Annotated in this window: 10 protein-coding genes; 8 read left to right on the top strand and 2 right to left on the bottom strand. The window is 54.9% G+C overall.

Going from position 1 to position 13,091, the window contains the following annotated elements:
• Positions 1-123 precede the first annotated feature (123 nt).
• Both J5M71_RS05660 and J5M71_RS05655 read left to right on the top strand, forming a co-directional pair.
• Positions 124-936, top strand: coding sequence for a hypothetical protein (locus J5M71_RS05660; RefSeq protein ID WP_207830693.1), 813 nt, complete (start codon positions 124-126; stop codon positions 934-936).
• Positions 937-972: 36 nt separating this feature from the next.
• Positions 973-1,473, top strand: a complete 501-nt coding sequence (locus J5M71_RS05655) for a fimbrial protein (protein ID WP_207830691.1) — start codon at positions 973-975, stop codon at positions 1,471-1,473.
• A 629-nt stretch (positions 1,474-2,102) separates the two neighbouring features.
• Here the strand turns inward: J5M71_RS05655 and J5M71_RS05650 are convergent.
• Both J5M71_RS05650 and J5M71_RS05645 read right to left on the bottom strand, forming a co-directional pair.
• Positions 2,103-5,708 (bottom strand): transporter substrate-binding domain-containing protein, encoded by a 3,606-nt coding sequence (locus J5M71_RS05650; RefSeq protein ID WP_347709862.1) that lies wholly within the window; start codon positions 5,706-5,708, stop codon positions 2,103-2,105.
• 117 nt (positions 5,709-5,825) lie between these two features.
• Positions 5,826-7,022, bottom strand: coding sequence for an EAL domain-containing response regulator (locus J5M71_RS05645; RefSeq protein ID WP_207830688.1), 1,197 nt, complete (start codon positions 7,020-7,022; stop codon positions 5,826-5,828).
• A gap of 203 nt (positions 7,023-7,225) precedes the next feature.
• Here J5M71_RS05645 and J5M71_RS05640 point away from each other — a divergent pair, with 203 nt between their 5' ends.
• The 6 genes from J5M71_RS05640 (at position 7,226) to J5M71_RS05615 (ending at position 13,091) form a co-directional block, all read left to right on the top strand.
• On the top strand, positions 7,226-7,855 hold the full coding sequence (locus tag J5M71_RS05640; protein ID WP_207830685.1) for a response regulator transcription factor: 630 nt from the start codon (positions 7,226-7,228) through the stop codon (positions 7,853-7,855).
• Between the two features lie 173 nt (positions 7,856-8,028).
• Positions 8,029-8,583, top strand: coding sequence for a fimbrial protein (locus J5M71_RS05635; protein WP_207830682.1), 555 nt, complete (start codon positions 8,029-8,031; stop codon positions 8,581-8,583).
• A 70-nt stretch (positions 8,584-8,653) separates the two neighbouring features.
• Positions 8,654-9,178: a fimbrial protein gene (locus tag J5M71_RS05630; protein ID WP_207830679.1), complete on the top strand. Its 525-nt coding sequence runs from the start codon at positions 8,654-8,656 to the stop codon at positions 9,176-9,178.
• Positions 9,179-9,222: 44 nt separating this feature from the next.
• A complete protein-coding gene (locus J5M71_RS05625) occupies positions 9,223-11,709 on the top strand; it encodes an outer membrane usher protein (protein ID WP_207830676.1) in 2,487 nt (828 codons plus the stop codon).
• A 21-nt stretch (positions 11,710-11,730) separates the two neighbouring features.
• On the top strand, positions 11,731-12,489 hold the full coding sequence (locus tag J5M71_RS05620) for a fimbria/pilus periplasmic chaperone (protein ID WP_207830673.1): 759 nt from the start codon (positions 11,731-11,733) through the stop codon (positions 12,487-12,489).
• A 32-nt stretch (positions 12,490-12,521) separates the two neighbouring features.
• A complete protein-coding gene (locus J5M71_RS05615) occupies positions 12,522-13,091 on the top strand; it encodes a fimbrial protein (protein ID WP_207830669.1) in 570 nt (189 codons plus the stop codon).

Below are 13,091 nucleotides of genomic sequence, written 5' to 3'. Positions count from 1 at the left end.
TGGCTGATTACTGCGCACTTGACCTAGGAATTTTCCCACGCAACCACCAGAAATATCTTAAAGAAATTTAAACTTTTTTACGATACATTTGAACTTATCATCAATACCACCCCGGACTTAAGAATGCGACTCGCCGCTATCATTCCTCTGCTTTTTTTAACCTTACAAAATTCAGCCGCTGTCACAATAGAAACAATCGGCGCAAGATATGAACAAGGCGGTACTAGATATTATTTCGTTATCACTGACTGGTACAAATCCGGAACAAAATTCTGCCAAAGCCAAAGCGGTGGAAAATGTTACTTAGCAATATATGGAATTCATGGACCTGGCAACTATATGAACATGATAGGAAGCAATTACAAGTGGTCAGATCTAGAAACCAACACTTCAATGCTTGACCTGTATTACCAAATGAGATCAAAAGGCGGCTTCACAATCCCTTTTGACGGAAGCCTATTTGTCCCTTCAAGCGTGAAAGTTAAAGACGACTTCTGCATAGGCTTCGCTCAAGCCTCGACCACCCCCACTACCGGAGGGGTTGTCGGACCAATAGGGCCTTGCACACAGGTTCAAAAACCGACACTAACTTGTTACGCAACTGGAAGCATCATAATAGACCATGGCGCACTTAGCCATAAATCCATAGATGGGAAATCAGCTGGAGCGCAGCTTTCTTTCAGGTGTAAAGGAGCTGCGACAAGTGTTTTTCTAAAATCTACCGAAACGGACACAGACGGTGTACAGCTAACAACGAGTGGCAATTTATACTCAAAGTTGACTGTTGAAAATGAGGATCTAGCAAGAGGTGTCGTCATACCAATTAAAAATGACGTAACCGAGCGAATTTATATCAAGTCAACATTAAAAACCAAAGGACCGGTGATGCCAGGAAAATTCTTAGGCTCATCAGTAATTACCATTTCCTTACCGTAACCGCGCAAGCTCATAAATTAATAGGCATTATCAGAAATGGCTTATATAAATCTCCCAAACGCCCTCTTACTAGCCATCACATTTTATTCCCTAACTGCCACGGCCAACGCCAGCTTAAGCCAAATAACTGCGACTATCAAAGGTGTCGTCTACGCTGACCCTCCCTGCATCGTCAATAATAACTCACCAATTATCGGATCATTCGGAGACGTAGATGTAGAAAAAATTGATGGGAATTATAAAACCATTACTTTAAATTATTCTCTTGACTGCAGCCGGGCAGTCAGCAATGACTTAAGGTTTTATATATCCGGCAAGGCTACCGAGTTCGATCTTGGGGCATTATATGTCCCAGACCACAAAAACATCGGAATAACCTTTAAAAGAGACGGCCATCATCACGCAATTAATACGTACTACTCATTAACCCCCTTAAACCCACCAACTTTACAAGCCGTTTTGATTAAGCGGCCTGACGGCGATATCAATGGCGGCCCATTCAGATCCTCCGCCGCCTTAGTAGTTGAGTACCAATAACGGACACAATTTCATCTACATTTTTTTGCAATCGCCAGTTTTACGTCAAACGCTGCAAATACACCTGCATTCTCGGCAAAATATTTCGACTTCAGACCTATCAAAATAACGACAAAAGTGAAAATAGTGCAGTGCGATTTTTCACACACATCGCAGCAGAAATTCATATATGACACTCCCGGCAGCCCACACCTGAGCAACAGAGGGCTGACCAAGGGAAACCAAACATTTAAAGAATTTGCATGTGCTGCTACTCCAAAAGAAAAGCAGCGCACCTTTGGTGCCATCTTATCAATAGAAAGCTTGGATAGTAGACGCGTAACCGGCTGTAAAAACTCTTAATAGCAGTCTTTGCAGAGTAACAGCATTACCAATACTCACAACACAAATTTACAGCTCAACCCCGGCACAACCAAGGCACCAGAACGCATGTAAGCTCAAGAATATTACTCTAGATTTTTCCGCTTAATTAAGATGACCAAAGGCTGGCCTGGTTTCATGCAAGGGTGCGTTCTATAAGCGCTTATTTAAGCGCCATAGAGACATCGTGCATGTCCAAAACTTATCGGATCGTCAATGAAATTCTCAATCAGCTCTAGCCGGATGGAGATTAGATCCATAAAGCCCACCTAGCTGACCAGCGATAACATGAGTGCCTGATTCAACCTCTCAATAGCCTTCTTAAGCTGATCAACCGCGTGCTCCAACTCCTGTGAAGGTATCTGGGCAAGTAAACACACCGCCTCCAACTGCCGACAGCATTCGACCACCTGATCACCCCTGACCACTCGCGCAGCACCTTTCATGCGATGCGCAAGCTCGCCGAGCTTGTTGGTGTCCCTCTCAAGCAGCAATACATTCAACTGCTCACAATCACTGCGGTTGTTCTTGATCAGCTCGTCGAGTATCTGGCGAAACTTCACTGGCTCGCTACTGATCATCAGCTCCAGCGGCCCCAGGTCAATGACCTGCGACGTCTGAGGTGGCAGCATCAGCTGTTCCTGCTGACAGTGTTCAATAGTCTCCTCGGAATATGCATCTTCCGGCTGCAACGCGCGTAGCCGAGCATCCAACTCATCCAGACCCACTGGTTTAATTAGGCAATCGTTCATACCAGCCTGAATGCACAACTCGATTTCTTCTGGTTGAGCGTCTGCCGTCAGACCGATGATCACGGTCGCAGCTAAGCCCTGTTCCTGCTCGGTCTGGCGTACGGCACGGGTGAAATCGGTACCGTTCATTACCGGCATATGGCAGTCTGTGATAATGATGTCGAAAGGTTGCTCGCACCAACGCGCGTAAGCCAGCTTACCGTTCTCTGCCTCGAATACGTCATGGCCGAGGTAGTTCAGTTGCTGATGCAACACTTGGCGATTGATCCGGTGGTCGTCAACCACCAACACCTGCAATCGATACCGGGGAACATCCTGGGTCAAGGCAGACACCTGATCGAACTCGATCGGCTCCAACACTTGCAAGCGCATCTGGACGTCGACCCGAGTGCCCCGCCCCAGGGTACTGGTCAGGTCCACTCTGCCCCCCATCATTTCGCATAGCGATCGGCTGATCACCAACCCCAGCCCAGTCCCTTCGGTATGCTGGACATTGCGTTGGGCCTGGGCAAAAGGTCTGAACAAGCGCTCTTGATCGCCCGTGCTGATACCCACGCCAGTATCTTCGACACTCAGGTTGACTGTGAGCAGGCTGGCATCGATCAACATCCCAGCAATACAGATAGTGATCCTCCCCTCTTCGGTGAACTTGATTGCATTGCTAACTAGATTGGAAAGAATCTGTTTGAAACGCAGGGCATCGATGAGCACATCACAGTTGATGCTCGAATCGATCTCGAGGACCAGGGTCAGGCGTTTCTGCCGTGCCAGGCCTTCAAACACGCGCGCCACCGATTCCACAAGCTCTCGAAGGTTGGCGCGCTTGGGCAACAGGCTCAGGCGTCCAGACTCGATTCGAGCGATGTCCAGGATATCGCCGATCAACTCCAGCAGGCTCTTTGCAGAGGCATGGGCGATTTCGATGCTGGCGCGATCAATCGGCTTGTCATCCGCACGCTTGAGGGCGAGTTCGAGAATGCCGATCACAGCATTCATCGGTGTTCGGATCTCATGGCTCATGGTGGCCAGGAAACTGGTCTTGGCGCGGCTGGCATCGTCGGCAAGTGTCTTAGCCTCTTGCAGTTGTTGAACAAGCTGGCGGTGCTCGGTGATGTCCAACCAGCCGCAGATAACCCCTTTGATCTGGCCTGTAGAATCCCGGAAGGGTTGCACCCAGTGATTGATCCACACTTCTCTGCCCTGCAGGACGATGGCATGCACCGACTCGATGGTCTGGCCGTCACGCATGGCTTGTAGGTAACTACGGTGAAAATCCGGGCGGCTCTCGAAGTTTTCCTTGGGTAGCTGGCGCACTGTCTTGTTTAGCACTTGATCAGCGCTCAGGCCGACACTTTTCAGATAGCTGCGATTGCACGACAGCATGCGCCCTTTGATATCGCGTACATACAGCGGCGGAGGCATGCAGTCGGTTAGGGTTTCGACAAACTGCAACTGATCGTTGAGCATCCGCTCGGCTTTGAGCCGTGCTTTGATCTGGCGCCGCAGATAGAACACCCATACCAGCAACAGCACCAGCAGAACCACAGCAGCGGCGACGATTTCGTTAATCACCCGTTGGTAATCGACCCAGGTCTGTCCACTCATTCCCGGCGGCGAGCGCCAGCGATTGGAGATGGCATTGAGCTCGTCGGGTGCAACGGTCTGCAAAACCTTGTCGATGATGGACTGAAGCTCGACATCACTGCGGCGCATCGCGAAGTTTGTTGTGGATGGACCAAGATCGAGCATTTGATTTATGACCAGTCTGTCACGGAATAACCGCTCAATGTAGTAGCGCGCGGCAGGCAGCGACACCATGGCCGCATCGGCCTTGCCCTGGTAAAGCAGATTCATCGCATCCAACGAGCTGCCCGCTTCCATCACTACAGTTTCCGGATAACGTTTACGCAATTGCCGGATAGCCACGTGACCTGTAGGAACAGCCACCCGCTTTTCATCCAAGCTCACCAGTTTGCCTTGTTGATCAACGCTACTGAGCAAAACAAAAGGACTGTTGAGCAGCGACCGGGAAAAGCGCAGATACTCTTCCCTTTCTGGACTGGCCGTCATCAACGCCAGATCGGCTTGACCTAGATTTACCGCTTCGATGATTTGCGGGAGGCCGCCACTGCGCGTAACCACTTCAAAATGCAGGCCAGTAGTGAGGGTGATCACTTCAAGGAGATCGGCTATCGCCCCCGAAAATACACCGTTCGAATCAAAGAACGCACCCGGCGCAAAATCATCATTGATCACCAGACGTACCACCGGGTGTCGATGGATCCAGCGCACCTGCTCTGCCGTCAGGTCGACAGACTCTTCACCGGGAATGAAGCTATTGCCCACCCAGCGTTTGGCCAGGGTGCGCAATTGGTCTTCACCGATAGTCTCTATGGCGGTGTTGATCAATTGCAGCAACCGCGTGTTGCCGGCCGCTAACGCATAACTGTAATCGCCGCCCCGCACGCCTGCGAAACGTTCAAAACGGACATAGTTGTAGAACGCACGGTTGATTAGGAAATACGCACTGTACAGGTCATCTAAGTACACATCCGCCTGGCCAAAGGCGGCAGCGGCTATCGCCTTTTCATGGCTGCCATAAACCCGAATATGGGCCCGAGGGTAGCGCTTCTTGAGCTCGACGCTGTGTTCATCCGTGATCGCTACGCGCAACCCGGCAAGGTCGGAGGGCGATTGCCTTCTTTCAGAACTGCGCTTGAACACCGCCAGCCGATCCTGGGCATAGGGCGTGCTTAGCAGCAGGTCTGAACCCGGCTCCGTGCTGCCATGGGTGCTGATCACATCAACGCGCCCGGCCTGCAACGCCTTCCGTGCCTCCTGCTCGTTGCCGTAGGTCACTATCTTGACTTGCAAGCCCAATAGCTGCGCGACCAAAGCTGTGACATCGGCACTGATGCCTTCGTACAGGCTATCTTGGACATTGACCGAAAATGGCGCGGACTCGGTCTGTGACACACCGACCCTGAGCTCAGCCTTATGGCGCAGCCATTGCCAGTCCTCTATCGAAATCGCCATATCGTGGCGATCGATTTGCAACCGGCTGGCCAGCGTCCTAGGAACTGCTGGCAGTGAGGTCGCCAGCACCGAAGCGCAGCTCAACATCAGGCCAATGGATAGGCAGACAATACGTAGATACATGCTAGATAAAAGCCGAGGCAGTCTGGGATGGCCAACAAGACGGCGCAATGATAGTTCAAAGCAGTTACCGTCGCTCATTCATTACAAGCCGCCTTGCTCCGTCCTTTGGGTGCAAAAGTCGATCAGATGACGCTCCGGCATGGGGCGAGCAAACAAAAAGCCTTGGGCAAGGGTACCGCCCAGCTCGATCAGCCGAGCCTGTTGCTCCACGGTCTCTACCCCTTCGATGACTAGCGAGATACCCAGTGCATGGGCCAATGCCACCGCACAGCTAATGATCGCGGCGCTCTTGGGCTGGCTTTGCATCTTGCGTACAAATGCGCGATCAAGCTTGACCTGGGTAAAAGGTAGTTCGCTAAGCCGGTCCAGCGAGGAGTAGCCTGCGCCAAAATCATCCATGGCCAACCCGCAACCGAGAATACGCAGCCGTACAAGATTCTCTAAACTACTTGCGGGCGCGCTGATCAAGGAGGACTCGGTAATTTCGAACGTGACGCTGGTGGCAGACACCTGGGCGCGTTTGAGCATGAGTGGGATGCGCTCAGTCAGCGCGGTACGAGCAAGCTGTGATGGATGCAGGTTGAAGGCCAGATTGATCGCCCTGCCCTCCAGTTTCAGTCTTTGCTGCAGCGAAAGGCCCTGCTCGAACAATTGCCAGAACAACCGGTCGATAAGGTTGTGCGCTTCCATCACCGAAAGAAAGTGCGCAGGTGTCAACACCCCCCATTGCGGATGCTTCCAGCGTGCGAGCACTTCTGCGCCGACCATCACATTACCTTGAAGCGTGACTTTAGGTTGGTAGTAGGCCTCGAACTCACCGTTGTCTAGCCCCTGCTGCACATCGCTCAGGGTGGGGAGTTCTGCAGGCGACAAGCGTTGTGGGACAGCACTGCATAACTCCCGGTAGCGCTTGACCAATTGACTGAATTCTTCAAGTTTGAACGGCTTGCCAAGATCGCCCAGAAAGGTCAGACCCAGACAGTGGATCATCGCGACCGTGGCCTGGCGCAAAACGGGGTCAAGTTCGCTGCACAAAACCACCGCCCTGACCTTGCCACCGCTACTAGCATGGCGTAGCAATGCCAAACCATCCATACCTGCCATTTTAAGGTCGCATAGAAGGATGTCCACCGTGTCGCAAGCGGATAATTGGCTAATTGCTTCATTGCCATCTGACGCTTGCAAAATCGGACCTGGTAGGAGTTTTTTCAGCGCCGTCACGGTGACGAGGCGCTGAAAGGGTTCATCCTCCAGCACCAAAACAGTCAAATCTTGCATTGTAGGTCTACACATGGCCCATTGAACGACAAACAGTGTGCAAACATGCCAAGGTCCTTTCCATCAGAATTTTCCTGCGCTACGCTAGAATTTTCCCAGCGCGAACCGGGAAGGATTACAGCGCAGTGCTGCATAGAGCATACTGTCATCCGGTGCAGCGAGACTACACACCTCGCAACAAAATCATTTCAAGGTAGGCTTATATGCATAGCGTTCTAATAGTTGACGACCACCCAGTCATTCGAATGGCAGTTCGCGTTCTATTGGAAAAGCACGGCATGCGCGTAGCCGGCGAAACAGATAATGGCATAGATGCAATCCAGCTCACACGTGAACTCGCCCCTCAGGTGGTTGTTCTTGATATTGGCATTCCTAAGCTGGACGGATTTACCGTTATTTCGAGAATAAAAGCGCTGGATGTGCGTAGCGAGATATTGATTTTGACTTCACACCCCGCCGACTCGGTTTGTCGACGCTGCATTCAGCTGGGCGCACGCGGCTTTGTCAATAAGGAAGAGGATTTAGCCAGTCTGATTTCAGCAATCAAGGCAGTGGTTTCCGGCTACACCTTTTTTCCTGTCCTCACGTTTGATAGCGTAACCTCAACCGAACAGCCAACTGAGATGGAGTTAATTCGCTCGCTGACCGACCGAGAAATGACAGTATTGCAATATTTAGCCCAAGGTTATTCAAATAAACAGATCAGTGAAATCCTTCTACTCAGCAACAAGACTGTAAGCACCTATAAAATCCGAATACTACAAAAACTGGGAATCTCCTCACTGATAGATCTTGCCGAGTTCGCCAAACGCAACTCATTGATTTCTCGATAGCCAGCGAGAAGACCTCTAGGAAATTTCTTAGGGCTGCTTCAGCAACGTCCTACATACATCTCCCGTAACCTCTTCTAGGCTAACCCCACCTCAACGGTACGCAGGTATTCGAGATAGACACCTGCTCCATTGAGTTCCCCATCAAGGATTCCAACATCACCTAGGAGTATCAGATGCAAGTTCGTTCGTTGGCTGGTGCAATCATGGCCGTCACCTTGGCAGCAACTTCAGCGGCCAGTTTTGCCAAAGATCAGGGGCATGGTGTGATTACCTTCAAAGGCGCGATTATCGATGCGCCGTGCTCCATCGCTCAAGAGTCGCAATACCAGACTGTCGATTTTGATCAAGTTTCCAACGTCGCCCTGAAGAACGGTGGCAAATCCAACCCGAAAACGTTCAAGATCGAATTGCGCGGCTGTGAACTGGGCGCCCTGAAGTCGGCCACCGCCACGTTCACTGGCTCGCCGGCCGCCAACCCTGACTTGCTGGCCATCAAAGGTACCGCTCAAGGTGCGAGCCTGGCCATTGCCGACCACACCGGCGCGCTGATCAAGCTGGGCGACGCATCCCCTGCCCAGACGCTGAGTGATGGCGACACCTTCCTGCAGTTCAGTGCCTACCTGCAGGGCGATATGGTGACGCCAGGTGGTGGTGGCCAAGCGACGCCTGCCGAAATCGTACCGGGCGACTTCGAAACCTTCGCCAACTTCACCCTCGCCTATCAGTAACGGACGCCGTCACTGAAGTGACCCGCAGTGCGCACGGCTGCGTACTGCGGGGGAGCTCGCGGAGGTTTGGATGATTCGCTCAAGCGCGCTGGTACTGGCCCTCTGCACGTTGGGCGTACCCGTCTGTGCTGCCGATGTATTCAAGGGACGTGTACAACTGACCGGAAGCATCGTCGATAGCGCCTGCACTATTCGTATGGGTAATGACAACCAGACCATTGCCTTCAATCCCTTGGCACTCAATAGCCTGGTCAGCGGCAATACGTCGGCCAAGCAATCACTGAAGATCGCTATCAGGGACTGCTTTACATCGACAACAGCGCGTGACATCGCCCCTTCGCAACGCTTCAGGCTGACATTCGAAGGTCAGCCCGAGGGCAAGAACTTTGCCATTCAGGGCGCTGCAAAAGGCATTGCACTGCGGATTGAAGATGAACACGGGAAGTTGATTTCTCCCGGCGAGTCCATAGTGCACAACACCGACACTGCCGACCGTTTGCTACTCAACTATTCGCTGACGCTTGTCGGCAGCGGACATGCACTGGAAACGGGCGACTATCACGCCACGATCAAACTGAGTATTCAGCACTTCTGAACTGCAAGCACTCAGTGTGCAGTTTCGCTCAAGGATTTAATCACGTGGAACACCATAAGTTACTGGCCGCCACGGCATTGTGCTGTGCCGCGACGTGGGCAAATGCAGCCGAAGAATTCCAATTCAACACCGATGTCCTAGAACTCAAGGATCGCGAGAACCTTGACCTTGGGGTGTTCGCCTCGGCCAACTTCATTATGCCCGGCCAATACAACCTTTTGGTCCACGTGAACCGCGATACATTGACGGAGTATGCCGTCGACTATATTCCGGCCGATGACGACCCCAAAAGCAGCGTAGCCTGTCTTTCGCCGGCGTTGGTCAATGAACTGGGTCTCAAGACACACGTCCTAAAGTCACTCAAGTGGTGGCATGACGGCGCCTGCCTGGACCTCAGCAGTGTCCCGGGCATGCAGGCCCGTGGCGAGCTGGGCCCCTCGGCCCTGTATCTGAGCATCCCTCAGGATCAGCTGGAATACACCACACCGAACTGGGATCCGCCCTCACGTTGGGATGACGGTGTTTCCGGCGTGCTGCTGGACTACAACCTCAACGCACAGACCACCGAGCGTCGGCAAGGCAAAGGCCGCAGCGACAACCTAAGTGGCAATGGCACCGCTGGCATCAACCTCGGCGCCTGGCGGTTGCGCGGCGACTGGCAGACCCAGATGCAACGCAGTGACGACCAGCCATCGCTCAATCAGTTCGCCTGGAGCCGCTTTTATGCCTTGCGCGCCGTGCCGTCGCTGCGCTCGAACCTGATCGTCGGTGAGGACTATCTGGACTCCAGTCTGTTCGGCAGCTTCCGCTACACCGGCGCTAACCTGAGCAGCAACGACAACATGTTGCCCCCCAACCTAAGAGGGTATGCTCCGGAAGTCACTGGCGTGGCGCGGACCAACGCGCGCGTGGTGATTCGTCAACAAGACCGGGTGCTCTATGACACCCAAGTGCCGCCCGGTGCGTTTCGTATCCAGGACCTCAACGATGCAGTCTCTGGCCAGCTTGACGTGCGCGTCGAAGAACAAGATGGCAGCGTCCAGGAATTCCAGCTGGACACCGCCAGCATCCCCTACCTGACCCGTCCCGGCACCGTTCGCTACAAACTGGCCGCCGGCAAACCTTCCGATTGGGAGCACCAGATGGACGGGCCGGCGTTCGCCACCGGTGAGTTTTCCTGGGGGGTGAGCAATGGCTGGTCGCTGTATGGCGGCAGCCTCGGTGCCAAGGACTACGGTTCCCTGGCCGTGGGCATAGGCCGCGACCTGATGGCCTTGGGAGCGCTGTCGTTCGACGTCACCCAGTCGCGCGCGACGCTGCAGGACGATACGCTCAGCGGCAAGTCCTACCGTGCCAGTTATTCCAAGCGTTTCGATGAATACGACAGCCAGGTTACCTTCGCCGGTTATCGGTTCTCCGAGCGGAACTACCTGAGCATGAACGAATTCATCGAGGCCCAGCGTGGCAGCCAGTCGTTGAACCAGAGCAAGGAGCTGTACACGGCGACTTTGAGCAAGCAGTTTCGAAATTCCGCGCTCAGCCTGTACTTCAACTACAACCACCAGACGTACTGGAACAGCCAGGCGAGCGACCGCTACAGCCTGTCGCTGTCGCGCTACTTCGATGTCGGTGGCCTGAAAAACCTGAGCCTGTCGCTGACTGCGTACCAGAACAAGGCAAACGGCACCTCCGAGGACGGTGCTTATCTCTCGGTGAGCATCCCCTGGGGCAGCAGCGGTTCGGTCAGCTACAACTCCTCGGTCAATCGCGGCGATACCAGCCACAGTCTGAGCTACTACGACCGTATCGATGAGCGCAACCACTACATGGTCAGCGCCGGCCAGGCTTCAAATGGTCAAACCGCCAGCGGTTACCTGTCCCACGACGGGGACCTGGCTCAGGTCGTTGCCAGCGCCAGCTACCAGGCCGGCGAGTACACCTCGGCTGGGTTGTCCCTGCAGGGCGGTGCCACCCTCACCGCGTACGGTGCCGCGCTGCACCGGAGCAACGTCATGGGCGGCACTCGGCTGCTGGTCGACACCCAAGGCGTTGCCGACGTCCCGGTCCGCGGCAACGGCGGAATCACCCGCACCAACCGTTTCGGCAAGGCCGTGGTAACCGACGTCAACAGTTACTATCGCAACCAGGCCAGCATCGTGTTGGACAGCCTGGCCGATGACGTCGAGGCCACGCAGTCAGTCACCCAGGCGACCCTGACCGAAGGCGCAATTGGCTATCGCCGCTTCGATGTGATCGCAGGCCACAAAGCCATGGTCGTCATTCGCATGAACAACCACCGTGCGCCACCGTTCGGCGCCTCGGTACAGAACAGCCGCGGCCAGGAAACCGGCATTGTCGGTGAGGGCGGATCGACCTACCTGAGCGGCATGAAACCGGGGGAAACCATGTCGTTGCATTGGGACGGCAGCGCACGCTGCCACTTCACCCTGCCCGACCCCGTGGTCTCGCCCGACCGACAACTGGAGCTGCTGTGCCTGCCGGCCAGCGACGCGGACAACGCCACTGCTTGATTCACCACACCAGGTACATTCATGAACACAAGCTACACACGCACCACCCTGACCCTGCTCGCCCTGTTGAGCACCTGCGCGGCGCAAACCAGCTTGGCTGCGATATCGCTCGACCGCACCCGCGTGATCTTCACTGGCAGCGAAAAGTCGGTCAGTCTCAGCATCAGCAACCAGAACACCCAGCTGCCCTACCTGGCCCAAGCCTGGATCGAAAACGAACAGGCCGAGAAGATCACTACCCCATTGGTGGTGGTACCGCCGATCCAGCGCCTAGAAGCCGGGGCCAACAGCCAGGTGAAAATCCAGGGCCTGCCTGCGCTCGGTCAGTTGCCCCAGGACCGCGAATCGCTGTTCTACTTCAACCTGCGCGAAATACCCCCACGCAGCAACAAACCCAATACCTTGCAGATCGCCCTGCAGACGCGGGTCAAGTTGTTCTATCGACCTGCGGCAATCGCGCCGAGGGCGGGTGTCAACCAAGCTCCCTGGCAGGAACAACTGACCCTGACACGCCAGAACGACCGCTACCAGGTGAACAACCCGACGCCCTACTACATAACACTGATCGATGCTGCGCCCAACCTCAAGGCTGACGGCGTCACCGGCTTCAAACCGCTGATGATCGCCCCCAAAGGCCAGCTCGATCTGGGGGTGAGCAGCAAGGTGCTGGGCGACAAGCCAGTGCTGACCTACGTTAACGACTACGGCGGCCGTCCGCAGTTGCAGTTCAGTTGCGCTGCCGGCACCTGCAAGGCCAGCCCCGTTGCCAACAAACAGTAAATTCCCATGCTGTGTTCCTGTGAGGGCCAATCATGAAGATCGGACGCCGTAGTGCCCTGGCCGTCTTGCTGTGCGGGGCCAGCCTCTCGACTCACGCGGCCAGCCCTGCGCAATCGGCCGAGTTCCAGGTCACCGGCACCCTGCTTGAGAGCGCCTGCTACCTGGACCCCAGCTCCGCCTACCAGCGCTTGTCATTGGGTGAGCTGAGCACCACTCGCCTATCGCACATAGGCGACCAAGGCACGCCCGTGGCCCTGCACCTGAAGCTGCAGGGCTGTGTGCGCAGCGACGGCGGTCGTCATGACGAGCAGCAAGGCTCGCTGGTGTGGAGCTCCATCGAGCCGGTGGCGGCTGTGACATTCCAGGCGGTGGCCGACGCCGACACTCCCTCGCTGATCAAGGTGGTCGGTGCCGAGGGGTTCGGCCTGCGCTTGCTCGATGTCCAGGGCAATGACGTGCGCCTGGGCCGCACTGCCCCGGCCTGGTTCGTCTCGCCCGGTGACAGCCAGCTGACCTATTACATTCGCCCCGAGCGCACGACAGCCCCACTGCGCCCGGGGGCTTTTCGCGCCAGCCTCAATGTGAATCTGGCATATGACTGA

The organism is Pseudomonas sp. 43(2021), from assembly GCF_017490805.1.
Lineage (GTDB): Bacteria > Pseudomonadota > Gammaproteobacteria > Pseudomonadales > Pseudomonadaceae > Aquipseudomonas.
Note: the sequence above shows the minus strand (reverse complement) of the source record. Positions and strands in the feature narration are given on the sequence as shown.

What these genes read in the sequence shown, in the direction of transcription:
- J5M71_RS05660 (WP_207830693.1), top strand. Translation starts at nt 124, where the DNA reads ATGCGACTCGCCGCTATCATTCCTCTGCTTTTTTTAACCTTACAAAAT.
- J5M71_RS05655 (WP_207830691.1), top strand. Translation starts at nt 973, where the DNA reads ATGGCTTATATAAATCTCCCAAACGCCCTCTTACTAGCCATCACATTT.
- J5M71_RS05650 (WP_347709862.1), bottom strand. Translation starts at nt 5,708, where the DNA reads ATGTTGAGCTGCGCTTCGGTGCTGGCGACCTCACTGCCAGCAGTTCCT.
- J5M71_RS05645 (WP_207830688.1), bottom strand. Translation starts at nt 7,022, where the DNA reads ATGCAAGATTTGACTGTTTTGGTGCTGGAGGATGAACCCTTTCAGCGC.
- J5M71_RS05640 (WP_207830685.1), top strand. Translation starts at nt 7,226, where the DNA reads ATGCATAGCGTTCTAATAGTTGACGACCACCCAGTCATTCGAATGGCA.
- J5M71_RS05635 (WP_207830682.1), top strand. Translation starts at nt 8,029, where the DNA reads ATGCAAGTTCGTTCGTTGGCTGGTGCAATCATGGCCGTCACCTTGGCA.
- J5M71_RS05630 (WP_207830679.1), top strand. Translation starts at nt 8,654, where the DNA reads ATGATTCGCTCAAGCGCGCTGGTACTGGCCCTCTGCACGTTGGGCGTA.
- J5M71_RS05620 (WP_207830673.1), top strand. Translation starts at nt 11,731, where the DNA reads ATGAACACAAGCTACACACGCACCACCCTGACCCTGCTCGCCCTGTTG.
- J5M71_RS05615 (WP_207830669.1), top strand. Translation starts at nt 12,522, where the DNA reads ATGAAGATCGGACGCCGTAGTGCCCTGGCCGTCTTGCTGTGCGGGGCC.